This window comes from Pseudomonas sp. R4-15 (assembly GCF_055768815.1).
In genome coordinates this window covers 2,818,637-2,844,977 of sequence record NZ_CM147293.1, presented here as the reverse complement: position 1 = coordinate 2,844,977, position 26,341 = coordinate 2,818,637, and the positions used below count along the sequence as shown (strand labels likewise).

General features: G+C 66.8%; 21 protein-coding genes and 2 pseudogenes. 22 read left to right on the top strand and 1 reads right to left on the bottom strand.

The window, feature by feature from the left end; all coding sequences use genetic code 11:
• The first annotated feature begins 7 nt into the window (after positions 1-7).
• From ACYRGX_RS13625 to ACYRGX_RS13605, 5 genes are all read left to right on the top strand, one after another.
• Entirely contained in the window at positions 8-1,177 is a 1,170-nt protein-coding gene (locus tag ACYRGX_RS13625) for an MFS transporter (protein WP_473056693.1), read from the top strand.
• A gap of 69 nt (positions 1,178-1,246) precedes the next feature.
• Positions 1,247-2,014, top strand: coding sequence for a siderophore ferric iron reductase (locus ACYRGX_RS13620; RefSeq protein WP_473053004.1), 768 nt, complete (start codon positions 1,247-1,249; stop codon positions 2,012-2,014).
• Positions 2,002-2,766, top strand: a complete 765-nt coding sequence (locus tag ACYRGX_RS13615; protein ID WP_473053003.1) for an ABC transporter ATP-binding protein — start codon at positions 2,002-2,004, stop codon at positions 2,764-2,766. Before ACYRGX_RS13620 ends, ACYRGX_RS13615 begins: the two co-directional genes overlap by 13 nt.
• A 2-nt stretch (positions 2,767-2,768) precedes the next feature.
• Complete coding sequence (gene fhuB / locus ACYRGX_RS13610) at positions 2,769-4,751, top strand: Fe(3+)-hydroxamate ABC transporter permease FhuB (protein WP_473053002.1); 1,983 nt, start codon at positions 2,769-2,771, stop codon at positions 4,749-4,751.
• A gap of 9 nt (positions 4,752-4,760) precedes the next feature.
• Positions 4,761-5,624 (top strand): ABC transporter substrate-binding protein, encoded by an 864-nt coding sequence (locus ACYRGX_RS13605; RefSeq protein ID WP_473053001.1) that lies wholly within the window; start codon positions 4,761-4,763, stop codon positions 5,622-5,624.
• Positions 5,625-5,634: 10 nt separating this feature from the next.
• On the opposite strand, the gene ACYRGX_RS13600 is transcribed toward ACYRGX_RS13605, so the two are convergent.
• Positions 5,635-6,645 (bottom strand): Lnb N-terminal periplasmic domain-containing protein, encoded by a 1,011-nt coding sequence (locus tag ACYRGX_RS13600; RefSeq protein WP_473053000.1) that lies wholly within the window; start codon positions 6,643-6,645, stop codon positions 5,635-5,637.
• Positions 6,646-6,834: 189 nt separating this feature from the next.
• On the opposite strand from ACYRGX_RS13600, the gene ACYRGX_RS13595 reads away from it, so the two are divergent.
• The 17 genes and pseudogenes from ACYRGX_RS13595 to ACYRGX_RS13515 all read left to right on the top strand — a co-directional run bounded on the left by ACYRGX_RS13595 (position 6,835) and on the right by ACYRGX_RS13515 (position 26,334).
• Entirely contained in the window at positions 6,835-7,905 is a 1,071-nt protein-coding gene (locus ACYRGX_RS13595; protein WP_473052999.1) for an HlyD family secretion protein, read from the top strand.
• Entirely contained in the window at positions 7,902-10,634 is a 2,733-nt protein-coding gene (gene rbbA, locus ACYRGX_RS13590; protein ID WP_473052998.1) for a ribosome-associated ATPase/putative transporter RbbA, read from the top strand. Before ACYRGX_RS13595 ends, rbbA begins: the two co-directional genes overlap by 4 nt.
• Positions 10,635-10,639: 5 nt before the next feature.
• Entirely contained in the window at positions 10,640-11,764 is a 1,125-nt protein-coding gene (locus tag ACYRGX_RS13585; RefSeq protein WP_473052997.1) for an ABC transporter permease, read from the top strand.
• A gap of 110 nt (positions 11,765-11,874) precedes the next feature.
• Positions 11,875-13,689: a PAS domain-containing sensor histidine kinase gene (locus ACYRGX_RS13580; RefSeq protein ID WP_473052996.1), complete on the top strand. Its 1,815-nt coding sequence runs from the start codon at positions 11,875-11,877 to the stop codon at positions 13,687-13,689.
• A complete protein-coding gene (locus tag ACYRGX_RS13575; protein WP_473052995.1) occupies positions 13,686-14,312 on the top strand; it encodes a response regulator in 627 nt (208 codons plus the stop codon). Before ACYRGX_RS13580 ends, ACYRGX_RS13575 begins: the two co-directional genes overlap by 4 nt.
• 199 nt (positions 14,313-14,511) lie before the next feature.
• Entirely contained in the window at positions 14,512-15,474 is a 963-nt protein-coding gene (locus ACYRGX_RS13570) for an IS110 family RNA-guided transposase (RefSeq protein WP_473052994.1), read from the top strand.
• 764 nt (positions 15,475-16,238) lie between these two features.
• Positions 16,239-16,907, top strand: a complete 669-nt coding sequence (locus tag ACYRGX_RS13565) for a methyl-accepting chemotaxis protein (RefSeq protein WP_473056692.1) — start codon at positions 16,239-16,241, stop codon at positions 16,905-16,907.
• A 7-nt stretch (positions 16,908-16,914) separates the two neighbouring features.
• Positions 16,915-17,283, top strand: a complete 369-nt coding sequence (locus tag ACYRGX_RS13560; RefSeq protein WP_473052993.1) for a response regulator — start codon at positions 16,915-16,917, stop codon at positions 17,281-17,283.
• A 10-nt stretch (positions 17,284-17,293) separates the two neighbouring features.
• On the top strand, positions 17,294-17,590 hold the full coding sequence (locus ACYRGX_RS13555) for an STAS domain-containing protein (RefSeq protein ID WP_473052992.1): 297 nt from the start codon (positions 17,294-17,296) through the stop codon (positions 17,588-17,590).
• Positions 17,587-19,716 (top strand): chemotaxis protein CheA, encoded by a 2,130-nt coding sequence (locus ACYRGX_RS13550; RefSeq protein WP_473052991.1) that lies wholly within the window; start codon positions 17,587-17,589, stop codon positions 19,714-19,716. The genes ACYRGX_RS13555 and ACYRGX_RS13550 overlap by 4 nt, the downstream gene beginning before the upstream one ends.
• Positions 19,713-20,534, top strand: a pseudogene (locus ACYRGX_RS13545) (methyl-accepting chemotaxis protein); the annotation flags it as partial. The gene ACYRGX_RS13550 and the pseudogene ACYRGX_RS13545, both read left to right, overlap by 4 nt.
• A 39-nt stretch (positions 20,535-20,573) precedes the next feature.
• Positions 20,574-21,656: a methyl-accepting chemotaxis protein gene (locus ACYRGX_RS13540; RefSeq protein ID WP_473056691.1), complete on the top strand. Its 1,083-nt coding sequence runs from the start codon at positions 20,574-20,576 to the stop codon at positions 21,654-21,656.
• 2 nt (positions 21,657-21,658) lie between these two features.
• Positions 21,659-22,183, top strand: a complete 525-nt coding sequence (locus ACYRGX_RS13535; RefSeq protein ID WP_473052990.1) for a chemotaxis protein CheW — start codon at positions 21,659-21,661, stop codon at positions 22,181-22,183.
• Positions 22,184-22,349: 166 nt separating this feature from the next.
• Positions 22,350-22,907, top strand: a pseudogene (locus ACYRGX_RS13530) (hypothetical protein); the annotation flags it as partial.
• 27 nt (positions 22,908-22,934) lie between these two features.
• A complete protein-coding gene (locus ACYRGX_RS13525; RefSeq protein WP_473056690.1) occupies positions 22,935-24,560 on the top strand; it encodes a methyl-accepting chemotaxis protein in 1,626 nt (541 codons plus the stop codon).
• Between the two features lie 2 nt (positions 24,561-24,562).
• The gene (locus ACYRGX_RS13520) at positions 24,563-24,700 is read left to right on the top strand and encodes a hypothetical protein (protein WP_473052989.1); all 138 of its coding nucleotides are present in this window, start codon (positions 24,563-24,565) and stop codon (positions 24,698-24,700) included.
• Between the two features lie 17 nt (positions 24,701-24,717).
• On the top strand, positions 24,718-26,334 hold the full coding sequence (locus ACYRGX_RS13515) for a methyl-accepting chemotaxis protein (RefSeq protein WP_473052988.1): 1,617 nt from the start codon (positions 24,718-24,720) through the stop codon (positions 26,332-26,334).
• Positions 26,335-26,341 lie beyond the last annotated feature (7 nt).

Below are 26,341 nucleotides of genomic sequence, written 5' to 3'. Positions count from 1 at the left end.
TGCAACGATGAATCTTCGCCTGTGCCTGATCGTGATGACCGCCCTCGCCGTGGTCACCGACAACATGATCATCCCCTTCTACCCGCAGTACTTCGCCGAGCGCTTCGGCAACCCGCCGGAGTACGTGGTCGGCGCCTACCTCGCGGCGGTGAGTTTCACGGTCATGGCCGTCTTTCCGCTGTGGGCGCGTGCCGCCAAACGCCTGCACCCGCTGCGCCTGCTGGTGCTGGCGCAGTTCATGGCCGGGGCGCTCACCGCCGCGTTGTACTTCATCGATTCGCTGACGGCGTTCTGGGTGGTCTCGCTGGTGATGATCCTGTTCAAGGCCAGCTACCTGCTGATGTACCCGTACGTGATGAGCCTGCAGGCGCAACAGGATCACACCCGCACCATCGGCACGCTGTCGGTGGTGGTGCACTTCGGCGCGATCCTCGGCGCGGCAGTCGGAGGACTGGTGCTGCAGGTCATGGCCATTGGCGAGAGTTTCCTGCTGATGGCGCTCGGCGACTTCATCCAGATGGCGATCTGTCTGCGTTTGCTGCGCGACGCACCGCCAGTGCCCGGCGCAACGGGTAGCGAGCAAAGCCCGGCGGAGAGCGGCACCCCGCGCTCGCGCAACCTGGCAGCGATCTATCGCCTGTGCGTGGTAATGGCGCTGTTCTACTGCCTGGGCTACATCACCCGGCCCTTCTTCGCGCTGTACTGGCAGCAGAGCGCCACCTGGAACAGCGAGCTGATCGCCGGCTTCGTCTATGCGCTGCCGGGGGCCATCGCCGTGCTCGCACTGTGGTGGAGCCGCCGTGCCAAGGCCCAGGGCAGTACCCGCGACGGCATCCTCGCGGGGCTCCTGCTCGGCGCCGCCGCCACCGCGCTGCAGGGCGTACAGAACGAAGCGCTGATTTTGCTCGGCCGTGTGCTGTTCGGCTGGGCGCTGTACCAGGTGACCGTGCGCCTGGACGCCCTGCTGTTCGAGTTGAGCACGCCGGACAGCTACGCCGTGGACTTCAGCAAGGTGAACATCTTCCAGTGCCTGGGCAACATGGGCGCCGCCTATGGCGCCGGCCTGCTGGTGGTGCACTCCCAGCAGCTGCCGTTCTGGGTCGGCGCCGCGGGCCTCGCGCTCACTGCTGCGCTGTTCCCATTGCTGGTGCCGCGCGGCGCTTCCACAGCGAAATGATAATTTGATGCGTTAGCATATCGGTGGTCTAATTTCCGGGTCGTTCGCCATACCGCGATAACCCCGTCGATGACCTGCACCGCCGACCGCGACCTGTCCAACCTGCTCGAACTGGCTGCCTGCGCCCTCCCCGGGCTGGACGGCAAGCTCGACGCCATCACGCCGGAGCTGCTGTTGCCCGGCGCCCCTGGCGAGTCTGAACGGCTGGAGCGTCTGGCGTGGCACTGGCGGCGAGCGCATCCGGAAGCCGGCGCGCACTACTGGTCGGCGCGGGTCTGGACGCTGCTGGTCTGGCAACCAGTGTACCTGTCGCTGATCGGCGTGCATCTCGGCCGCTGCGTGCCGCGCCTGGACGGCATGGCGCAGTCGCAACGCGATGGCTACGTGATGGGCTTCCGCCTGCCTTCACACACGCCCTGCACGGGTGACGAAGACGCCCGCCTGGCGTTCGCCGCCGGGCAACTGCGCGAGCGCCTGGAAACCCAGTGGCAGGCGCTCGCACCCATCCAGCCGCTGCACCGCAAGATGGCCATGCGCCTGGCCGCCGACTACCTGCTCGACGGCCTGCTGCTGGTGCAGCGACGTCGCCAACTGGACAACGCCCGTGTGCAGCAACTGCGTGAGCGCTGGCTGCGCGCCCTCGATCTAGAGGGCGCCAGCGGCCTGATCGAGGTACGCCTGGACGACGGCCGCACGCCCCTGGCACTGGAGCGCAAGGTCTGCTGCCAGCATTTCCGTCGCGCCGACGGCAGCCTGTGCAGCACCTGTCCGAAGCTTTCCGCCGACGAACGCATCGCGCGCCTGCGCCAGGAGCTGGCCCTGCCGTGTTCCGCCTGAATGACATCCGCGTGCTGCGCGACGGCCGCCAGACCCTGGCGCTGGACGAGCTGCGCATCGCCGGCGATGCCTTTACCGTGATCCTCGGCCACAACGGCTCGGGCAAGTCCACCTTGATGAACCTGCTGGCGCGCCAACTGGAGCCGGACCAGGGCCGTATCGAACTCGATGGCCGCCCGTTGGCCGGCTACGGCCAGCGTGACTTTGCCCGCCGCGTGGCCTTCCTGCCGCAACGCTTGCCGGAAGTCGCCGGGCTGACCGTTGCCGAACTGGTACGCCTGGGACGCTTTCCCTGGCGTGGCCTGCTCGGCCGCTGGCGCGCCGAGGACCAGCAGCAGATCGAGCAGGCGATGGCGCAGACCGACATCGCCGGTTACGCCGGGCATCTCGCCGACAGTCTTTCCGGCGGCGAGCGTCAACGCGCCTGGATCGCCATGTTGCTGGCCCAGCAGTCGCCCCTGCTGCTGCTCGACGAACCCACCTCGGCGCTCGACCTGGGCCACCAGTACGAGCTGATGGAGCTGCTGCGCCAGCTCAACCGTGACACCGGGCGCGGGGTGGTGGCGATTCTCCATGACATCAACCTGACCACCCGCTACGCCGACCGCATCATCGCCCTCAAGCGCGGTGAGCTGTTCTTCGATGGCAGCCCCGACGCGTTGCTCGACAGCCCACGCCTGGGCGAGCTCTACGACATCGACATCGAACTGCTCGAACAGCCCGGTCGCGGCAGGATCGCCGTGGTGGCCTGACCTTGCACGCACCCGTCTCATCCCCGCTGCGACTCCACGCGCTGACACTGATTCCAGCCCTGTTGCTGGTCGGGCTGCATCTGCGCCTGTCCAGCGACCTGCCGCTGACTCAGCTACTCGCCGCCCTCGGCCCGGCTAACGATGGCTTCGCCGCGCTGCAACTGCAGCTCTCCGCCCTGCCGCGGCTGTGCATGGCGCTGCTGGTGGGCGCAGCGATGGGGCTATCGGGCAGCGTCATGCAGCAGATGACGCAGAATCGCCTGGTCTCACCGATGACCCTGGGCGCCGCCTCCGGTGCCTGGCTCGGACTGGTCGCCGCGACCCTCCTGGCGCCGGCGCTGGCCGCCAGCTACGGGCACTGGGCGGCGCTTGCCGGGGCCCTGGGCAGCCTCGGCCTGGTGTTGCTGATCGCCGGCGCCAACGGCATCGCCGGCCTGCCGGTGGTGCTTGGCGGCATGGCGCTGAACCTGCTGCTCGGCGCGCTGGCCTCGGGGCTGGTGCTGGTCAACAACCAGTACACCCGCGGGCTGTTCGTCTGGGGTGCCGGCGACCTGGCGCAGATCGACTGGCACTGGGTCACCTGGCTATGGCCCAAGCTGCTGCCGGGCCTGGCGCTGATCGCCTTCGCCCCGCGCGCGCTGACCCTGCTGCAACTGGGCGGCGATGGCGCGCGTGCACGCGGCCTGGCGCTCTGGCCGGTGATGCTGGTGCTGTTTCTCGCCGCCATCTGGCTCACCGCGGTCTCGATCACCGCCGTGGGGCTGATCGGCTTCATCGGTCTGCTCACGCCCAATCTGGCACGCCTGCTGGGCGCCCGCAGTGCCCGCGACGAGCTGTGCTACAGCACCCTGCTCGGCGCCGTGCTGCTGCTGGGCACCGATGCCCTGGCGCTGTTTGCCAGTCACTTCAGCAACGAACTGGTCCCCAGCGGTGCGGCGGCGGCGCTGGTCGGCGCACCGGCACTGCTCTGGCTATCGCGGCGTAACCTGGCCACCGAGGACCCGCGCGGACTGGTCCTCCCGGTGGGCCGGGACCGCTTGAGCGGGCGTAGCCTGACGCTGCTGGCCTTGCTCGCCGGCAGCGCGCTTGTGCTCAGCGTCACGGTCTACCGGACCCTGGACGGCTGGGCGCTGGGCTGGCCGGATGCGCTGATCTGGTCATTGCGCTGGCCGCGCCTGCTCACCGCCCTGGCGGCGGGTGGCGGACTGGCACTGGCCGGGGTAATGCTGCAGCGACTGTTGCGCAACCCCCTGGCAAGCCCCGACATCCTCGGCCTGACCGCCGGTGCGAGCCTGGCGGTGATGCTGACGGTCACCCTGTTCGGGGGCGCGCTGCTCGGTGCCGCCGCGCCCACGGCGGCCTTTCTCGGTAGCCTGGCGGTGCTCGCCATCCTGCTGCTGCTCGGCCGCCGGCATGCCTATTCACCGGGGCTGATGGCGCTGGTGGGGATCTCCCTCAGCGCACTGCTCAACGCCGCGTTGCAGTTCGGCCTGGCCAAGGGCACGGCGGACGCCTTCGCCCTGCTCGGCTGGCTGGCCGGTTCCACCTACCGCGCCAGCGCCGGGCAGGCACTCTGGCTGAGTGCCGGCGTGCTGCTGCTCGGCGCCTTGGCGCTGCTGTTCCAGCGCGCCCTGACGCTGGTCGCCATCGGCGACGGGGTAGCCGCCAGTCGCGGACTGAACGTGGCACGGGTGCGTCTGGCGCTGCTGGTGCTCGCCGCGCTGCTTTGCGCGCTGGTGACCGCCCTGATGGGGCCGGTGGCGTTTCTCGGCCTGCTCGCACCGCACATGGCGGCGATGCTCGGCGCCCGCCGCGCGGTGCCGCAGTTGCTGCTGGCGGCGGTCCTCGGCGGCTCGCTGATGCTGCTCGCCGACTGGCTCGGACGCATGCTGATCTTCCCGCTGCAGATGCCGGTGGGCATCGTCGCCTCGGTGGTGTGCGGCAGCTACTTCGTCTACCTGCTGGTTCGCCGGCGCCTGCTCTGAGGAACAACGATGCGCCGACGCGACTGCCTGCTCGCCCTCGCCGCCCTGCCCTGGCTGCCACGCCTGGCCTCGGCGTCGACGCCCCGCGTGGTGGCGCTGAGCTGGGAGTCCGCGGAGCACCTGCTGATGCTCGACGTGGAACCCCTCGGCGTGGCCGACGCCGGTGACTATCGCAACTGGGTGGTTAGCCCGACGCTGCCGCCGACGGTGCCCAGCGTCGGCTCGCGCACCGAGCCGAACCTGGAGTTGCTGGCGCAATTGCGGCCCGAACTGGTCACCCTGCCGCCGCTGCTCGCCGACCTGCGCCCGCGCCTGGAACGCATCGCGCCGTTGCTGCAGCATCGCGCCTTCGCCGAACGGGGCGACAACTACCTCACCCAACGCGAGGACTACCTGCAACTGGCGCGGCGCCTGCAACGCGAGGCGCTCGGCGAAGCGCGCCTGGCGCAACTGGATCTACGCATCGCGGCGCTGCGCGAGCGCATCCAGCGGCATTTCGCCGGACGTCCGCCGAAGGTCACCATCGTGCGTTTTTCTTCGCCCAGTGTGGTGTTCGTCAACACCGCCAACTCGATGGTCCAGCGGGTGCTGGACCTGCTAGGCCTGCAGCCGGCGCAGGCGCTGCCGGCCAGCCCCTGGGGCATCGTGCAATGGCCGGTCACCGCGCTCGGGCAACTCGACGATGGCGTGGTGCTGCACATCGAGCCTTTCGCCCAGCAGCAGCAACTGTTCTCCACCCGCCTGTGGCAGGCGATGCCTTTCGTGCGCGCCGGACACTTCGGCGCCATGCGCTCCACCTGGACCTATGGCGGGGCCTTTTCCGTGGAGTACCTGGCCGAGGCCATCAGCGACGCGCTGTTGCGGTTGGCCTAGGGCCTACGCCCTAGTAGTCCCAGCCAGGCACGCCCTGGCGGATGCGCCGGGAGAAATCGCTATCGTCGTCGCTGCTCCGCGCACGCTCCGCGATGCGTCCGCGCTCGCGCAATTGCTCCAGCGTATAACCCGGCTGCAGGCCGCCGTGGGCCTGTACGTAGCTCGGCAGGTAGCCGGTGAGCACCAAGCGGTAGTCCATCGGCAGGCCCGGCACGATGCCGCGCATCATGCGGAACACCAGCGTGGTGCAGTTGGCGGTGAGGGTGTTGTAGAAGCGCGGTCGCTCGACCAGTGCGTTGGCCCGCTCGACGTAGGCGAGCAGCAGCGCGCGGGCGTCCTCCACGGGCAGCGCCACGCGGTAGAGATAGACGTCCTCGTCACGCACGTTGCTGCGCACCTGCACCACATCGCGCTCGTCGGCGGCGATGATCGATAGCTCGAACTGCTTGAAGAAGCCCCCCAGCTCCGAATACTGCTCGCCGCGCTCCTTGCGGATCTCCACCGAAAACGCGAGGAAACGCCCATCGGCGAAACCGAAGGAGACGATCACGTGGGCGATCGCCGGCATGCCCCAGTAGGAGGTGTACATGTCCACCGAGCGCAGCCCGTCCAGCGGGTAGTCGCGTGACTCCCAGGCGATGTCGTAGTCGTCGTCGCTGCGCCAGTGGAAGTTGCGCACGTTATCCAGGTGCAGCACGCCATTCTCGACGTGGCCATGCAGCATGCGCGCCACATCGTCGGACCAGACCCGCTCGTTGGACGGCTGCAGGGTGCTCCACCAGCCCAGCAGCGCAAGCATGCCGAGCGCGCCGCCGAGTAACGCCAGGGCGCTGCGCCGACGCCAGGGCAACCACGCCAGCCAGAGACCGGCCGCGCCCCAGGCCAGCAGCAACGGCCAGCGCAGCCAAGGGCTTTCGATCCGGTAATCCAGCGCCAACAGACCCCAGCCCATGCACAGCAGCAGCCCCAATGACAGCAACGCCCGCGCGACCGGCAGCGCTATGGATTTCAGCCTCGACATGCCATTTTCCAATTCCCTGACGAGGCGCTAGGTTAACAGCCGCCGCTGACCAACACGCGACTACCCGACGCAGGTCAATGACTCGCCAGTCAGTGCAAACGATTCGCGCCTCAGTGGCTAGAATCGATGCACCAGCAGGACAGTCGGCTCAACCCTGACTGCCTGCGCTGACGAAGGACATGTCGCGTCATGAAGGTCAATCGCACGCTCGTTATTCGCCTGGGACTGCTCGCCTTGCTGCTGGCGGCAGCCCTCCTGGCCTGGTGGCTGTGGCGCCCGCAGGGCCTTCCCGAGGGACTGACCAGCGCCAACGGACGCATCGAAGCCACCGAGGTGGACGTCGCCACCAAGCTCGCCGGACGCCTCGACGAGTTGCTGGTCGACGAAGGCGACTTCGTCGAAGCGGGACAGGTCCTCGCGCGCATGGACAGCCAGGTCCTCCAGGCGCAGCTTGCCCAGGCCCGCGCGCAGACCCGCCAGGCCGCCAATGCGGTGGGCACCGCACAGGCCCAGGTCGCGTTGCGCGAAAGCGAGAAGACCACCGCCGAAGCCGTGGTCGGCCAGCGCCAGGCGGAGCTCAGTGCGGCGCGCAAGCGCCATGCGCGCACCTCCACCCTGGTCCAGCGCAATGCGCTGCCGCAACAGCAGCTCGACGACGACGTCGCCGCGCTGCAGGGTGCCGAGGCCGCGCTGGCGGCGTCACGCGCGCAGGTGCTCTCGGCGGAGGCAGCGATCCAGGCCGCACGCTCCCAGGTGATCGAGGCCCAGTCCGCGGTCGAAGCGTCGCAAGCCGCCGTCGCCCGCCTGCAGGCGGACATCGACGACTGCGAGCTCAAGGCACCGCGCGCCGGGCGCGTGCAATACCGCATCAGCCAGCCGGGCGAGGTACTCGGCGCCGGCGGCAAGGTGCTCAACCTGGTGGACCTCGACGACGTCTACATGACCGTGTTCCTGCCGGCCGGGGAAGCCGGCCGGGTGGCGCTGGGCAGCGAGGCACACCTGGTGCTGGATGCCGCACCGCAGTACGTGATTCCGGCCAAGGTCAGCTACGTGGCCAGCGTCGCGCAGTTCACGCCGAAGACCGTGGAAACCGCCAGCGAACGCGAGAAACTGATGTTCCGCGTGCGTGCCCGTATCGACCGCGACCTGCTGCGGCGTCACCTGCAGCAGGTGAAGACCGGGGTTCCCGGTGTCGCCTATCTCAAGCTCGACCCTGACCTGGAATGGCCCGAGAACCTGCGGATCAAGGTTCCGCAATGACCGCCCAACCCGTCGCGCAGGTGCGCGACATCCACCTCGCCTATGGCGCGCAGGTGGCGCTGGAGGGCATCGACCTGGCGCTGCCGGCCGCCTGCATGGTGGGCCTGATCGGTCCCGATGGGGTCGGCAAGTCCAGCCTGCTGGCGCTGATCGCCGGTGCCCGTCGCTTGCAACGGGGCGAGTTGCAGGTGCTCGGCGGCGACATGCGCGACGCCGAGCACCGCCGCCGCAGTTGCCCGCGCATCGCCTACATGCCCCAGGGCCTGGGCCGCAACCTGTACCCGACGCTGTCGGTGCGCGAGAACCTGGAGTTCTTCGCCCGGCTGTTCGGCCAGGGCACCGAGGAACGCGGCCGGCGCATCGCCGAACTGCTCGTCTCCACCGGCCTGAACGGCTTCGAGGAACGCCCGGCGGGCAAGCTCTCCGGCGGCATGAAGCAGAAGCTGGGGCTGTGCTGTGCGCTGATCCACGACCCTGACCTGTTGATCCTCGACGAACCCACCACCGGCGTCGATCCGCTGTCGCGCAACCAGTTCTGGGAGCTGATCGCACGGATTCGCCAGGATCGCCCGGGCATGAGCGTGCTGGTGGCCACCGCCTACATGGACGAGGCGCAGCGTTTCGACTGGCTGGTGGCGATGGACGCCGGACAGGTCCTGGCCACCGGCAGCCCCAGCGAACTGCTCGCCCGCAGCGGGCGCCCGGACCTGGAGTCGGCCTTCATCGCGCTGCTGCCGGAGGAACGCCGCCGTGGTCACCAGCAGATCGTGATCCCGCCCCGCCCGGCCGGCGCCGACCAGGACATCGCCATCGAGGCCCACGGCTTGACCTGCCGCTTCGGCGACTTCGTCGCGGTGGACAGCGTCGACCTGCGCATCGCCCGCGGCGAGATCTTCGGCTTCCTCGGCTCCAACGGCTGCGGCAAGTCGACCACCATGAAGATGCTCACCGGCCTGCTGCCGGCCAGCGAGGGTGAGGCATTCCTGTTCGGCCAGCGCGTCGATCCTCGCGATCTGGCGACCCGCCGGCGCGTCGGTTACATGTCCCAGGCCTTCTCGCTCTACGGCGAACTGACGGTGCGCCAGAACCTGGTGCTGCACGCTCGCCTGTTCCAGGTGCCCAAGGCGCAGATCGCACCGAGGGTCGAGGAGATGCTCGCGCGCTTTGACCTGCACGGCGTGGCGGAGCAGTTGCCCGAGCAGTTGCCGCTGGGTATCCGCCAGCGCCTCTCGCTGGCCGTGGCAGTGATCCATCGCCCGGAAATGCTGATCCTCGACGAACCCACCTCCGGGGTCGACCCGGTGGCCCGCGACGGCTTCTGGCAACTGCTGGTGGAACTGTCGCGCCGCGACGGGGTGACCATCTTCATCTCCACCCACTTCATGAACGAGGCGCAGCGCTGCGACCGCATCTCGCTGATGCACGCCGGCAAGGTACTGGCCAGCGACACCCCCGCCGGACTCATGGCCCGACGCGGCCTGGACAGCCTGGAGGCCACCTTCATCGCCTACCTGCAGGAAGCCCGGGGCGACGAGACCCGGACCTCCGCCGAGCCCGCCGCGCCGAGCGAGCAGACGACCGCCGCCAACGCACCGCCGCCGCGTTTCAGCCTGCGCCGGCTGTTCAGCTACGCCCTGCGCGAAAGCCTGGAGGTGCGCCGTGACCGGGTGCGCTCGTCACTCGCGCTGTTCGGCACGCTGCTGTTGATGGTGATCATGGGCTACGGCATCAACATGGACGTGGAGAACCTCTCCTACGCGGTGCTCGACCGCGACCAGACCAGTACCAGCCAGGCCTACACCGAGAACCTCGCCGGCTCGCGCTATTTCATCGAGCGTGCGCCACTGCGCGACTATGCGGACCTGGAGCAGCGCATGCGCGCCGGGCGAATTTCCCTGGCGGTGGAGATTCCGCCCGGCTTCGGTCGCGACCTCAAGCGTGGCGAGGTGCCCGAAGTCGGCATCTGGATCGACGGCGCGATGCCGCAACGCGGGCAGACCATCCGCGGCTACGCCCAGGGACTGCATGCCGGCTATCTGCAAGCCCTGGCGCGTCAGGCGCCGAACCTGGCCGACGCCAGCAGCGCCTTCGACATCCAGGTGCGCTACCGCTACAACCCGGACGTGCAGAGCATCGTCGCCATGGTCCCGGCGGTGATCCCGCTGCTGCTGATGCTGATCCCGGCGATGCTGACCGCGCTAGGCGTGGTGCGCGAGAAGGAACTCGGCTCGATCACCAACTTCTACGTCACCCCGGTGACGCGCCTGGAATTTCTCCTCGGCAAGCAACTGCCCTACGTGGTTCTGGGGATGTTCAACTTCGTGCTGATGGCGCTGATGGCGGTCTGGGTCTTCGGCGTGCCGCTCAAGGGCAGCCTGGCCGCACTGAGCCTGGCGGCGCTGCTCTACGTGTTCTGTGCCACCGGGCTGGGCTTGCTGATTTCCACCTTCACTGGCAGCCAGATCGCCGCGGTATTCGGCACCGCCATCGCCACCCTGGTGCCGGCGATCCAGTTTTCCGGACTGACCCACCCGGTCTCCTCCCTGGAAGGCGCCAGCGCCTTCATCGGCCAGATCTACCCCACCAGCCACTTTCTCACCATCAGCCGCGGAGTCTTCTCCAAGGCCCTGGGGCTGGGCGCGTTGTACGCCGACTTCCTCGCCCTGGCCGTGAGCATTCCGCTGCTGCTGGGGCTGTGCATGCTGCTGTTGCGCAAACAGGAGCGCTAGCGACGATGAATACCTGGGCCAACGTCCTGCAACTGGGCATCAAGGAACTGCGCAGCCTCGGCCGCGACTACGCGCTGCTGGTGCTGATCCTCTATTCCTTCACCCTCAACGTCTACTCCAACGCCCGCGGCCTGCCGGAAACCCTGCACCACGCGCCCATCGCAGTCGTCGACGAGGATCGCTCGCAGCTCTCCACACGCATCCTCGGTGCGCTGCAGCCGCCCTACTTCAACCCGCCCGCGCTGATCGACGCGACCGCGATGGACGCCGGCATGGACGCCGGGCGCTACACCTTCGCCCTGGATATCCCGCCGCATTTCCAGCGCGACCTGCTCGCCGGGCGCCAACCGCAGATCCAGCTCAACGTGGACGCCACGCAGATCGGCCAGGCCTTCAGCGGCGCCGGCTACGTGCAGGAGATCGTCAGCAGCGAGATCGCCGAGTTTCTCCAGGGCACCCGCGGGGTGACGCCGCAGGCGGTGGAACAGGCCGTACGCGTGCTGTTCAACCCGAACCTCACCGAATCCTGGTTCGGTGCGGTGATGGCGGTGATCACCCAGATCACCATGCTGTCGATCATCCTCACCGGCGCGGCGCTGATCCGCGAGCGCGAGCACGGCACCATCGAGCACCTGCTGGTGATGCCGGTAACGCCCTTCGAGATCATGTTTGCCAAGGTCTGGTCGATGGCGCTGGTGGTGCTGGTGGCCACCGCACTGTCGATGCTGCTGGTGGTGCGCGCCTGGCTTGGCGTGCCGATCGGTGGCTCCTTGACGTTGTTCCTCGCCGGTACCGGGCTGTACCTGTTCGCCACCACTGCGCTGGGGATCTTCTTCGGCACCGTGGCGCGCTCCATGCCGCAGCTGGGCCTGCTGACCATCCTCGTGCTGATGCCGCTGCAGATTCTCTCCGGCACCACCACGCCGACGGAAAGCATGCCGGAATTCATCCAGTACCTGATGACGCTGGCGCCCACTACGCATTTCGTATCCTTCGCCCAGGCGATCCTCTACCGCGGCGCCGGTTTTTCCGTGGTGTGGCCGCAATTCCTCGCCCTGATCGCGATTGGCGCCGTGCTTTTCGGCTACTCATTGGCGCGTTTTCGCAAGGCGCTGGCACAAATGGGCTAGCCTGATTCAAGGACAGCGACGACCACGGCATTCGACTTTCGGCCAGGGGGAGTCGCCGCGCGAACCACGGGTCTACATACTCGAGACGCAGGCGTTGACAGGGACCTCGAATGGATCAGGCAACACAGGCGATACCCGACGAGCTCTTCAGGCTCGCCTTCGACAGCGCCGCCTCCGGCATGGCGCTGCTGTCGCTGGAGGGGAACGTGGTCTACAGCAACCAAACACTGCAGCGCATGCTCTGCTGCAGCGCCGAGAAACTGCGCGGCGAGGCGCTCGTCAGCTACTTCCATCCCCAGGACCAGCTTGCCTGCACCTATGCCCTGGAACGCGCCCTGCGCGCGCGCAATGACCTTCCCTCCGGCGCCCTGCGCTATCGGCACGATGACGAAGGCTACCAGTGGGCGCGCTATCAGCTGCGCATGATCGGCGATGCCCAGGGCGCCCCGCTCTACTACCTGGCACGTCTGGAATCCATCCTCGAGCGCCACGAGCAAGCCGAGCAGGTCCACTTGCTGGCGTTCGCACTGGATTACGCCCTCGACGGCATCGTGCTGCTCGATGACGGCCTGCGCGTGCGCTACGCCAACGATTCCGCGCGCGCCATGCTCAGCGATGACCACGGCGGCCTGCTCGGCATGCCCATCGGCAGTCTGGTACCCGCTTGGAGTCGAGACTCCCACACGCGACTCGCCGCGCGCCTGCGCTCCGGACAGGACCTCTATCTGGAGCTTGGCGAAGGCATCGACGGCACGCGACTGCCGGTGTCGATCCATGTCGATGCCTTCCACTACGACCAGCGCGGCTACAGCCTGATGCTGATGCGCGACCTCAGCGAACAACAGCGCATGGAACGTGCGCTACTGGAAAACGAGCGGCAGTTCCGCGCGCTGATCGAGAACACCCCCGACGCCATCGGACGCCTGAGTCCGGATTTCCACCTGCTCTACGCCAACCCGGCCCTGGAACGACTCTGCCAACTACCCTTGGTCGAGGCCCGCGGACGCCCCGCACAGGAAGCGTTTGGCTACAGCTCCCAGGTGGAGATCATGGCGGAACTGGTTCGCCAGGTCGCAGATACTGGCAAGGCCCTGGAGGAAGAACTGATCTACGGCGTCGACCAGCCACCGGACCAGCAGAGCCACCACATGGTCAAACTGGTCCCCGAACGGGATCAGTTGGGGCGCGTGCGCAGCGTCATCTCGGTCGCCCGCGACGTCACCGGCCTGCGCGCCGCCGAGCGTGAACTGGAGACGACCAACCTGCAACTGCGCGAGCTGGCCAGCCGGCGGGAAAGCGCCCGAGAAGAAGAGCGCAAGCTGATCGCCCAGGAAATCCACGACGAGCTCGGGCAGCATCTGACCGCCCTGCGCATGGGCATTTCCCTGCTACGCCTGCAATTCGGCGCAGAGAATCCGGGCCTCGCGGAGCGCGTCGAGCACCTGATGGGCCTGTGCGACCGCACCATCGGCGTGGTGCGCTCGATCACCACCAGCCTGCGCCCCTCGGCGCTGAACATGGGGCTGAAGGCTGCACTTGAATGGCTGGTGGCGGAGTTCACCCGCAGCAGCGGCATCGACTGCCGCCTCTACAGCCACCTGGACGACAGCGGCCTGGATGAACCGGCCACCATCACGCTGTTCCGCATCGTCCAGGAGGCATTGACCAACGTCGCGCGCCACGCCGGCGCCGAGCGCGTGGTCATCACCCTTGAGAACGAGGACGAACATTGCCTGGTGGACATCAGCGACAACGGCCGTGGCTTCGACCCACTGCAGGTGAAACACAGTACCCTTGGCCTGGCCGGTATGCGTGAGCGGGGCCTGAGCCAGGGTGGCCGGGTGGTCATCTTCAGTCATCCCGGCCAGGGCACCACGGTACAGGCACGTTTCCCGATGCGTCACCCCCAGGAGAAGAACCCATGATCCGTCTGCTGATCGCCGACGACCATGCCATCATGCGCGAGGGTTTGCGCCAGTTGATCGCCTTCGATCGCAATCTGGAAGTCGCCGCGGTGGCCGAGAACGGCAACCAGGTCCTGGAGCGCCTGCGCGAGGCCATGGTCGATCTGCTGCTACTCGACATGAGTATGCCCGGCCTGAGCGGCGAGGACCTGATCACTCGCCTGCGGGCCCGCTACCCGGGGCTTCCCATTCTGGTACTGAGCATGCACAACGAGGCACAGATCGCCCAGCGCGCGCTGCGCGCCGGTGCCGCCGGCTACCTGACCAAGGACCACGACCCGGAAACCCTGCTCGCCGCGATCCACCGTGTCGCCGGCGGTGGTCGCTACATCGACCCGCGCATCGCCGAAAGCATTGCCTTCGGCGCCAACCAAACGAGCAAGGAAGGGGCTGATTGCCTGTCCGACCGCGAATTCCAGATCCTGCGGCTGCTCGGTCAGGGGCTGACCGTCAACCAGATCGCCGAACAACTGGTCATCAGTAACAAGACGGTCAGCACCCACAAGACCCGCCTGATGGAAAAGATGGCATTCGCCAGCAACGCCGACATCGTCAAGTACGCGGTGAACCACGGCCTGGTCTGAATGACGCGGTTGAACCGCCCTCCGGATCACCCTCTCCCCGTCCCTTGTATGTTGATTTTGCTGTTCCCGCCGCAGCAGACCGCAGGCCCTCTGGTGACAAGACCGTGGGAGAGCGAGGGTCGCTACGGCGGTTTTGATTAGAGAACCCGAACGGTTGCCTGAGCTCGAAGCTCGCATTGCAAGGCAGGGAGTCAACGTCATGAAACAGCAAGACGCAGAAGTGGTATTGGGTGTAGACGTTTCTAAGGCTCGGTTGGACTGTGCGACCTGGCCGGCGTCTACCGCGTGGGCGCATGAGAATACGGTGGAAGGCATTGACGCGCTGGTGGCCAAAGCCCTCGAACAGCGCTTCAAGCTGGTTGTGCTCGAGGCCACGGGTGGCCTGGAGGCCGAGCTTGCCGCAGAGTTGGCGCGTGCGGGTGTCCCGGTGGCTGTGGTCAATCCGCGGCAGACGCATCGTTTCGCCCAGGCGCTGGGTATCTTGGCCAAGACCGATCAGGTCGATGCCGGTGTCTTGGCGCGTTTCGGCGCGATGACGGGTGTTGAGCCCAGAGCCCTCAAGGACGAATCGCTGCGTGCACTCGATGAGGTACTGACACGACGGCGGCAGACCGTCGAGATGCTGGTCATGGAGCGCCAGCGCTTGGCTCAAGCGCGCGATGCTCGGGTCTCCAAGCACCTCAAGCAACACATCCGCTGGCTGGAGAAGGCTGTCAGTGATTTCGATGACGAGATGCGCCAGCGGATCAAGGACAGCCCAGCCTGGAAGGCCAAGGATGACTTGCTGCAAAGCGTCAAAGGTATCGGAGATATCAACGCGTCGACCCTGATCGCCGATCTGCCGGAGCTGGGCCAGCTCACGCGCAAACAGATCGCCGCGTTGGTTGGTGTAGCGCCCTTCGCCCACGACAGCGGCCAGATGCGCGGCAAGCGCAAGATCTGGGGTGGACGTGCAGCCGTTCGCCATGCCCTGTACATGGCGACCCACAGCGCTCGCCGGTACAACCCACAGATCAAAGCCATGAGCGACCGACTAGTGGCGGCCGGCAAGCCGCCAAAGGTCGTCATCGTAGCCTGCATGCGCAAACTGCTCGTGATCCTCAACGCGATCCTGCGAACAGGAACGCCCTGGAATCCGGCCTGGGACAGTCGTCAGGCTTGACCGGGAACACGGTTGCTCTCCCGTGAAGGGCGAGCACAGCATCCAGGCCCCACACGAATAGCCCCTCGCCCCTCGTGGGAGAGGGGTTGGGGAGAGGGGGAGCAGCAAATGACGTCGCTCCGCCGCCCAGTCAGCCCTCAGCCGCAGTCAGAAAATCCCTACCCCTATCGTCCTCTGTCCTACGCCCGGATCGGGATGCGCCGATATCGCGCGGTTGTGCGCATCGTCATTCTTCGTAGCGTCAGCTGGAAGTGACCTTCCAGCCTCCACGCTGGAGCGCATCCGTGAGCAAACCACGCATTCCGACCCTCTACCTGGCAGTTGCCCTCTGTGCAGCGAGCGGGTTGCTGGCGACGACTCTGGCGGCCTATGGCGGTAGTTTCTATGCCCTGTTGCTGGTGGTGCCGGGGGCGCTGCTGGCGCTGTGGCTGGTGCGCCGTGCCGAAGCGACTCAGGCTCAGATCGTGGCTCAGGCGCACCAGACCGCGCGCTCCCAAAGCCAGGAAGAAGAAGCAAGCCGCCACGTCGAAGGTCTGCAGACCCTGTGCAGCGAGGTCGTGCCGCTCTGGGCGCGGCACGTCGAACTGGCGCGCAGCCACAGCCAGGAATCGGTCGAGGCGCTCACCGAGCGTTTCGCACAGCTCTCGGCACGCATCGACCACGCCCTGGCAGCGGCCAGTGGACAGGCCGGGCAGGACCTCCCTGCCCTGCTCGGCGGCAGCGAGCGGGCGCTCGGCAACACCGTTGTCGACCTGCGCAACGCGATGCAGGGTCGCCAGGCACTGCTCGCGGAGATCCAGCAACTCGAAGGTCTCACCGGCCAGCTCGCCGGGATGGCCTCGGAAGTGGCCAACATTGCCAAGCAGACCAACCTGCTGGCGCTCAACGCCGCCATCGAGGCGGCCCGCGCCGGTGAAGCCGGGCGCGGTTTCGCCGTGGTGGCCGACGAGGTACGCAAGCTCTCCACCCTCTCCGGGCAGACCGGCCAGCGCATCGTCGAGACCGTCGAGAACGTCAACCATGCCATTGGCCAGACGCTGGTGATGTCGCGCGAGCACACCGAGCTCGATGCCCGCACGCTGGAGGACGCCGGGCACCTCATCGACCGCGTCATCGAGGACTTCAAGGGCAGCGCCGAAGACTTGCTGCACGGCAGCGAGCGCCTGCGCGAGGAAAGCCAGGTCATGGCCGAGGAAATCAGCCGGGTGCTGGTGGACCTGCAGTTCCAGGACCGCACCGGGCAAATGCTCGGGCATGTACGCGACGACCTGGAGAAGCTCGCCCGACACGTCAACGAAACGCCCCAGGCGCCCATCGATGCCAGCCGCTGGCTGGCCGAGTTGCAAGCGACCTACACCACGCCCGAACAGCATCTGGCGCACACCGGCCAGCAGCGTTCGAACAGCAACGATTCCGACATCACTTTCTTCTGAGGCGCCCATGGCCAAGACCATTCTCATCGTCGACGACTCCGCATCGATCCGCCAGGTCGTCGGTATCACCCTCAAGGGGGCCGGCTACGAGGTCATCGAAGCCGTTGACGGCAAGGACGGGCTGTCGCGCCTCGACGGTCGCAAGATCCACCTGATCATCAGCGACGTGAACATGCCGAACATGGACGGCATCGCCTTCGTCAAGGCGCTCAAGCAATTGCCCGCTTACAAGTTCACGCCGGTGATCATGCTCACCACCGAAGCGGGCGAGAACAAGAAAGCCGAAGGTCAAGCCGCCGGCGCCCGCGCCTGGGTGGTCAAGCCGTTCCAACCCGCCCAGATGCTTACCGCCGTCTCCAAGCTGATCCTGCCGTGAGGAACCTGCCATGCGTAGTCCGGACAGCACTGCCCAACCGCTCGCCATTGAAGGTGCGCTGACCATTTACAACGCCGCCGAGAACAAGCCTTTGCTGCTCGCCGCGGTACAGCAGCCGGGACCACTGGAAGTGGACCTGGCGCGGGTCGACGAACTCGATTGCGCCGGCTTGCAACTGCTGCTGCAGATGCAACGCGAGGCCGGTGAGCATGGTTGCGCACTGCAGTTCAGCCATCCCACGCCCGCAGTGCTGGAGGTCCTGGAGCTCAGCGGCCTGGGACGACTGCTCGGAGAAACGCCCGCATGAACCTCGACGAAGTGATCGGCACCTTCATTGCCGAAAGCAACGAACTGCTCGAGCAAATGGAAAATACCCTGCTGGAGATCGAGCAGGCGCCGGACGATGCCGAGCGGATCAACGCGATCTTCCGCGCGGCGCACACCATCAAGGGCTCGGCTGGCCTGTTCGGGCTGGACCCGATCGTCGCCATCACCCACGTCGCGGAGAGCGTACTGGACCGCGTGCGTGCCAGCGAACTGGCCATCGACGGCACGCTGGTGGCGCTGCTGCTCGAAGTCGGCGACCACCTCTCCGGACTGATTGGGCAACTGGCCAGTGACAGCGCACTCGATCACCTGCCGGCGGACCTGATCGATACGGGCAAAGCCCTGGAGCAGCGTCTGAGCAAGTACCTCGCGCCGCAAAAGAGCGCAGCGGTCAGCGTTGCGCCCGCGCAGGAAGAAGCTCCCGTGGCCGCCAGCGGCCACTGGCACATTTCCTGGCGCCCGGGCCTCGACAGCCTGCGCAACGGCATGGACCCGCTGGCCCTGCTGCGCTACCTGCGTGGCTTCGGCGAGATGCGCGTGGAAACCCTCGAGGATGCGCTGCCGCGCGCCGAGGATTTCGACGCGGAAAGCAGCTATCTGGGCTTCGAGATCGCCTTGCATAGCGAGGAGCCGGCGGCGAGCATCGACGGCGCCTTCGACTTCGTTCGCGAAGACGGCCTGCTGCACCTGGCGCCGCCCGGCGCTGGCCAAGAGGTCGTGCTCGCGCAACTGCAAGCCCTGCCGGAAGGCGAGGAGCGCCTGCGGCCGATCTTCGAGACACTCGGCAGCCTGGCGTGCGCCGCTGCGGTCGAGGCGGACGAAGCGTCCCCGGTTGCCACGGTCGAAACTCCGAACGCGCAACGCAGTGCCGACGCGCCCGTCGCCGCGTCCGCGGCGCGAGAAAAAGCCGCCAGCGAAGCCACCCTGATTCGCGTCGATGCCGGCAAACTGGATGCCTTGATCAACCTCGTCGGCGAGTTGATCATCGCCGGCGCCGGGGTCCGCGACCTCGCCCAGCGCAGCGGCCTGGCCGACATGGGCGAAGCGGCGGAAACCCTGTCGCGGCTGGTCGAGGAAGTTCGCGACAGCGCGCTGACCCTGCGCATGGTGCAGATCGGCGCCACCTTCAACCGCTTCCAGCGCGTGGTGCGCGACGTCTCCAGCGAACTGGGCAAGGACATCGCGCTGCGTATCAGCGGCGGCGATACCGAACTGGACAAGACCGTGGTGGAGAAGATCGGCGATCCGCTGACCCACCTGGTACGCAACTCGATGGACCACGGCATCGAAGCGGCTGAACTGCGCCAGTCGCGCGGCAAGCCGCTGCAGGGCACCGTGCGTCTGAACGCCTACCACGAGGCCGGCGGCATCGTCATCGAGGTTTCCGATGACGGCGGCGGCCTGGACCCGCAGAAGATCCTCGCCAAGGCGATCCAGCGCGGCCTGGTCGCCGAAGGCCAGCAATTGAGCGACAAGGATATCTTCAACCTGATCTTCGAACCCGGCTTCTCCACCGCCGAGCAGGTCAGCAACCTCTCCGGCCGCGGCGTCGGCATGGACGTGGTCAAGCGCAACATCGCCGCGCTGCGCGGCACCGTCGAACTGGACAGCCGCCTGGGCGAAGGCACCTGCGTCCGCATCCGCCTGCCCCTCACCCTGGCGATCATCGACGGCTTCATGATCGGTATCGGCGCCGCCAGCTACGTGGTGCCGCTGGACATGGTCGAAGAGTGCATCGAGCTGCCCGCCGGGCAACTCGCCGGCCAGGAGTTCCTCGACCTGCGCGGTGATGTGCTGCCCTTCATCCGCCTGCGCCAGTTGTTCGACGATCCCAGCACGCCGCCGCGCCGGGAAAGCGTAGTGGTGGTCAGCTACGCCAACGTCCGCGCCGGGCTGGTCGTGGACCAGTTGCTCGGCGAGTTCCAGACCGTGATCAAGCCCCTCGGCCGGCTCTTTGGCCAGGTCGGCGGCCTCAGTGGCTTCACCATTCTCGGCAGTGGCGCCGTCGCCCTGATCCTGGACATCCCCGGCTTGCTGGCTCAACTCGGACAAGCCGCCAATGCCCCTCGCGGTACGACCCATACGGCTCGGAGTATCCCGCAATGAACCTCGTCAATCGCATCATCGTTCTTGGCGCAACCGCCCTCCTCGCCCTGCTGCTGGCCGTCCTGCTGGCCGCCGATGGCAACCTCCTGCGGATCGTCGTGGCGATCGCCGCGGCACTCATCGTGCTTCAGGTCGTACTCCTGGTTCGCACCTTCGGCCAGGGACTGGGCTGCGATCTCGAGCAAGCGCTGGACCAGGCCCGGCGCTTGGCACACGGCGACTTCGACAGCCAGAGCCAGCGCGCCGCGCCGGCCGATTCACTGGTCGCGCACCTGCAGCAAGCCAACGCGACCCTGCGCGAACTGCGCCAGGACCTGCAATACACGATCGACGAGCATGCCCGTGGCGACATCGACGTGGTGGTCCATGTCGAATACCCGGGCGCTTTCGGTGAAATGGCCCAGGGCATCAACGACCTGGTCGCCAGCCACATCGCCGTGAAGAAACAGGCCATGAACTGCGTGCGCGCCTTCGCCGAGGGCGACCTGACGGCCCCGCTGGAGCAGTTGCCGGGCAAGAAGGCCTTCATCAACGAGAACATCGAGACCCTGCGCGGCAACCTCACCGGGCTGATGGCACAAATGCGCCACATGGCCGAAGAGCACGACAAGGGCGATATCGACGTGATGATCGACGCCGTGCGCTTCAAGGGTGCCTATGCCGAGATCGCCAACGGCATCAACGCCATGGTCTCCGGCCACATCAGCGTGAAGAAGAAAGCCATGGCCTGCATCCGCGCCTTCGCCGAAGGCGACCTGTCGGCGCCGCTGGAGCAGTTCCCCGGCAAGAAGGCCTTCATCAACGACAACATCGAGACCCTGCGCGGCAACGTACAGGCGCTGATCGACGACACCCAGATGCTCAGCGATGCCGCCCGCGAAGGCCGCCTGCAGGTACGCGCCCAGGCCAACCGCCATCGCGGTGATTTCCGCCGCATCGTCGAGGGCATCAACGCCACCCTCGAATCCATCGTCGAACCGGTCAGCGAAGCCATGACGGTGGTCGCCTCGCTGGCTGAAGGCAACCTGTCGCAGCACATGACCGGCGATTACCAGGGCCACATGCTGGAGCTCAAGCAGTCGCTCAACAGCACCGTGGAAAAGCTCGCCGACATCATCGGCCAGGTGCATGAGACCACGACCCTGATCAACAACGCCTCCCAGGAGATTTCCTCGACGGCGCATACGCTCAGCCAGGCCGCCTCCAACCAGGCCGCCTCGGTGGAGGAAACCACCGCGGCGATGGAGCAGATGTCCGCCTCCATCGCGCAGAACACCGACAACGCCAAGGTCACCGACAACATGGCCGGCAAGGCCTCCTGCGAGGCCAGCGAAGGCGGCCAGGCGGTGAAGAACACCGTGGATGCGATGAAGACCATCGCCGAGAAGATCGGCATCGTCGACGACATCGCCTACCAGACCAACCTGCTGGCGCTCAACGCCGCTATCGAGGCTGCCCGTGCCGGCGAGCACGGCAAAGGCTTCGCGGTGGTCGCCGCCGAAGTGCGCAAGCTCGCCGAGCGCAGCCAGGTGGCCGCCCAGGAGATAGGCGAAGTAGCCAAGGGCAGTGTGCAACTCGCCGAACGCGCCGGCAGCCTGCTCGACCAGATGTTGCCGTCGATCAACCGCACCTCGGACCTCGTGCAGGAAATCGCTGCCGCGTCCGACGAGCAGAGCACCGGCGTACAGCAGATTTCCTCGGCGATGAACCAGCTCAGCGACATCACCCAGCAGAACGCGGCCGCCTCGGAAGAGCTGGCCGCCACCGCTGCCGAGATGAACGGGCAATCCTCGCAGTTGCAGCAGTTGATGAACTTCTTCCGGTTCGATGACGCGCAACAGACCCGCATCGCCGCCGTTCAGCCGAGCGTCGCGCAGATCGCCGTGGCCCAGACGGCCGCGCCGCAACAGGTCAGCGGCTTCGTCCGCTTCGGGAGCTAGGCATGGACGTTCAGACCTATGGCCACATCGCACTCGGCGGTGATACGGAGCGGCAATACCTGAGCTTCCGTGTCAGCCAGGAAACCTACGCCGTACCGACGCGCTACGTGCGCGAGATCCTCGAGTACGGCCAGATCACCCGCGTGCCGATGATGCCGGCGCTGGTCTGCGGCGTAATCAACCTGCGGGGCGCGGTCGTCCCGATCATCGACCTGGGCGAGCGCTTCGAGAACAGCCCGGTGAGGCTCGGCCCGCGGACCTGCATCGTGATCATGGAAGTGTTCGACGAAGACCAGGCACAGCTCGTCGGCGCCCTGGTAGACGCGGTCAGCGCCGTCGCCGAGATCGAGGACGACGCACGCCGCAATGCGCCGGCCTTCGGTAGCCGCATCCGCAGCGACTTCGTCGATGGCATGGCGCGGATCGGCGACGGCTTCATCACCCTGCTGCGCATGGAACAGGTGCTGAACCTGGACGAGATCGCCGATCTCGCCGGTCGCCACCCGGCCACCAGCACGCTCGACTGAACAACAGGACGATGCCCATGACCCGTCACTCGCCGCCCGCCGTCTCGCCTTCGCGACGACTGGATCATGCCCGTCGGTCAATCCTCATACCGCTGTCAACGGCGCCTGGACAGGCCGCCGGCAATCACGCCCTTTTCACCTCAGCTGCGCGCAGGAGCACCGCATCATGAGCATTCACGCACGTATCACCTCGTTGACCCTCAGCGCCTCGCTGGCCCTGCTGCTACTGGCCCTTGCCCCGCTGGGCCAGCTCACCGTCGGCGTTGGCCTGGCGGCCGTGGTATTGGTCGCCCTGCAAGGCTGGCTGCTCGCCGGCGCGCTGCGCGAACAACTCGGCGGCGCCAGTGAGCGCATCCTCGAACAGAGCCGCAGGCTGGCACTCGGCGAGCTCGACGGCACGCCGCACGGCGAAGCCCGTGCCGGCTCGCTGGCCGCCGCTCAGCAGCAGCAGGCGGCGAACCTCGAAGCCCTGCACGACGAACTGCAGCGGGTCAGCCTGGCACACGCGCAGGGCGACATCGACGTTACCCTCGAAGCGACGCGCCTGCCGGGCGTGTTCGCCAGCCTGGCCGAGCGCATCAACGCGCTGGTGAGCAGCCACATCGAGGTGAAGATGAAGGCCATGCACTGCGTGCGTGGCATCGCCGAGGGCGACCTGAAAGCGCCGCTGGAACGCCTCCCCGGCAAGAAGGCCTTCATCAACGAGACCATCGAGACCCTGCGCGGCAACCTCACCGGCCTGATCGACGAGATGCGCCACATGGCCGAGGAGCACGACAAGGGCGATATCGACGTGGTCATCGACGCCGAGCGTTTCCAGGGTGCCTATCGCGATATCGGCCGCGGCATCAATGCCATGGTCACCGAGCACATCACGGTGAAGAAAAAAGCCATGGCCTGCGTCGAAGCTTTCGCCGTGGGCGACCTCGACGCCCCGCTGGAGCCGTTCCCCGGCAAGAAAGCGTTCATCAACGAAACCGTCGAGACCCTGCGCGGCAACCTCACCGGGCTGATGGGTGAAATGCGCCACATGGCCGCCGAGCACGACAAGGGCGATATCGATGTGATGATCGACGCCGAGCGTTTCCAGGGCGCCTACGCGGAGATTGCCCGCGGCATCAACGCCATGGTCGCCGGCCACATCGCGGTCAAGAAGAAAGCCATCGCCTGCGTCCAGGAGCTGGGTGCCGGCAACCTCGAAGCGCACCTGGAGACCTTCCCCGGCAAGAAGGTGTTCATCAACGAGACCATCGAGCAACTGCGCGCCAACATGGTCGCGCTGATCGACGACACCACCCTGCTCAGCGAATCGGCGATGCACGGCAAGCTCGACGTGCGCGCCGACGCCAACCGCCACAAAGGCTACTACCGCAACATCGTCAACGGCTTCAACGGCACCCTGGAAGCCATCATCGTGCCGCTGCGCGAGGCGCTGCAAGTGATCAAGGCGCTCGCCGAGGGCGACCTGCAGCAGCGCATGGAAGGCGACTATCGCGGCCAGCTCGGTGAACTCAAGGGCTCGCTGAATGCCACCGTGGACAAGCTTGCCGACATCATCGGGCGCATCCACCAGTCCACCAGCACCCTCAATGTCGCCGCCGAGGAAATCTCCGCCACCGCCCAGAGCCTCAGCCAGGCGGCGTCCGAACAGGCCGCCTCGGTGGAGGAAACCAGCGCCTCGATGGAGCAGATGTCCTCCTCCATCGCGCAGAACACCGAGAACGCCAAGGTCACCGACGGTATGGCCGGCAAGGCTTCCAGCGAAGCCAGCGAAGGCGGCCGTGCGGTCAGCGACACCGTGGCGGCGATGAAGACCATCGCCGAGAAGATCGGCATCGTCGACGACATTGCCTACCAGACCAACCTGCTGGCGCTCAACGCCGCGATCGAAGCCGCCCGCGCCGGCGAGCACGGCAAGGGCTTCGCGGTGGTCGCCGCCGAAGTGCGCAAGCTCGCCGAACGTAGCCAGGTAGCCGCCCAGGAGATCGGCGAAGTGGCCAAGAACAGCGTGCAACTGGCCGAGCGCGCTGGCTTCCTGCTGGAGCAGATGCTGCCATCGATCAACCGCACCTCCGACCTGGTGCAGGAAATCGCCGCCGCGTCCGAAGAGCAGACCACCGGCGTTGAGCAGATCAACGCCGCAATGGGCCAGCTCAGCGATATCACCCAGCGCAATGCCGCCGCCTCCGAGGAACTGGCGGTCACCGCGGACGAAATGAACAGCCAGTCCACCCAGTTGCAGCAGCTGGTGCAGTTCTTCCGCTTGCGCATGAGTGCCGCGGTGGAGCGTCCGGCGCCTGGCGCGCCTGCCGTACTTGCCGTGCCTGGGCACGAGGACGCGCCCCGCGTGGCCGGCTTCGTGCGCTTCGGAGGCTGAACATGGAGCGAGCCCCGGGCATGTACACCCGCTTCCGCAATACCGGCCTGCTGCGCGAGCGGCAGGCACTCAACCTGGACGAGAAAAATACCCAAGTCGCCTTTCGGCAACCCCATTTGCTTGTCCACGGCGCCGCCTGAGCGCCCGGAGCCAATCCATGACCATTACCAAGAAGATGATCCTCCTGGTGCTCTGCGCGCTGATCGGCATCCTGCTGCTAGCGGGCATCGGCTACCAGCAGATGAACCAGGTCTACAAGGCCGCGAACTACGCCAACGTGAACTCGGTGCCGAGCATCGTCGCCATCAACCAGCTACGGAACGCGGTGAACGAGCAGGTCCAGTTGGTCTACCAACACATTCTCAGCGTCGACGATCAGGCCATGGCCGGGTTGGACAAGGCGATCAAGGACAACGAAGCGGAGATCACCAACGCGCAGGAGGCCTACGCCAAGCTGCTCTCGGACGACACCGACACGTCGCTGCTGGACGCCGATCGCAAGGCCATCACTGAATTCCTCGCGGCCGCCAGCGTGGTGCTCCAGCACTCCCGGCGCAATGAGAACGAGGTCGCCCGCGACGGCATGATCGCCCTGCAGGCCAACCAGATCGACTCGCTCAACGCGGCCCTGGAAAAACACCGCGACTACAACGTCAAGAATGCCGCCCTGGGCGGCGACCAGGCCGAGGCGGCGCTGTCGAGCGCAACGCTGGTCTCCATTGTGGTTGCCGCGCTTACGCTGCTGGTGGTGGGTTTGTTCGGTGCGCTGATCACTCGCAACCTGCTGCGCCAACTGGGCGGCGAGCCCGCCTATGCGGCAGACATGGTCGGCCGCATCGCCGCCGGCGACCTCACCGTGCAGGTCGCTACCCGCGAGGGCGACAACAACAGCATGCTCGCCGCCATTCGCCGCATGGCGGAGAAGCTGGCGCAAACCATCGGCGAGGTACGCAGCAATGCCGATGCCCTGACGAGCGCCTCCGAGCAGATCTCTGCGACGGCCCAGAGCATGAGCCAAGGAGCTTCCGAGCAGGCCGCATCGGTAGAAGAAACCAGCGCCTCGATGGAGCAGATGTCCGCCTCCATCGCACAGAACACCGAGAACGCCAAGGTCACCGACGGCATGGCCGGCAAGGCCTCCCGCGAGGCTGACGAAGGCGGTCGCGCGGTACGCGAGACGGTGGAAGCGATGAAAACCATCGCCGAGAAGATCGGCATCGTCGATGACATCGCCTACCAGACCAACCTGCTGGCGCTCAACGCCGCCATCGAAGCGGCCCGCGCCGGCGAGCACGGCAAGGGCTTCGCGGTGGTCGCCGCCGAAGTACGCAAGCTGGCCGAACGCAGCCAAGTGGCCGCCCAGGAGATCGGCGAAGTCGCCAAGGGCAGTGTGCAGTTGGCCGAACGCGCCGGCAGCCTGCTCGACCAGATGGTACCGTCGATCACCCGCACCTCCGACCTGGTGCAGGAGATCGCCGCGGCCTCCGAGGAGCAGACCAGCGGCGTGGGCCAGATCAGTAGCGCGATGAACCAGCTCAGCGAAATCACCCAGCAGAACGCCTCCGCCTCCGAGGAACTGGCCGCCACCGCCGAGGAAATGAGCGGACAAGCCGAGCAGCTGCAGCAACTGATGGCGTTCTTCAAGGTCGACGGCGGTCTGCCGCCGAGCAGCGCGCTCAAGCCCAAGAGCCGCGTCCGCACGATGCCGGACGTGGATGACGATGGCAGTGCCGCAGGCGGCCTGCCCAGCGGTTTCGTACGTTTCGCGGGGTGAGCACATC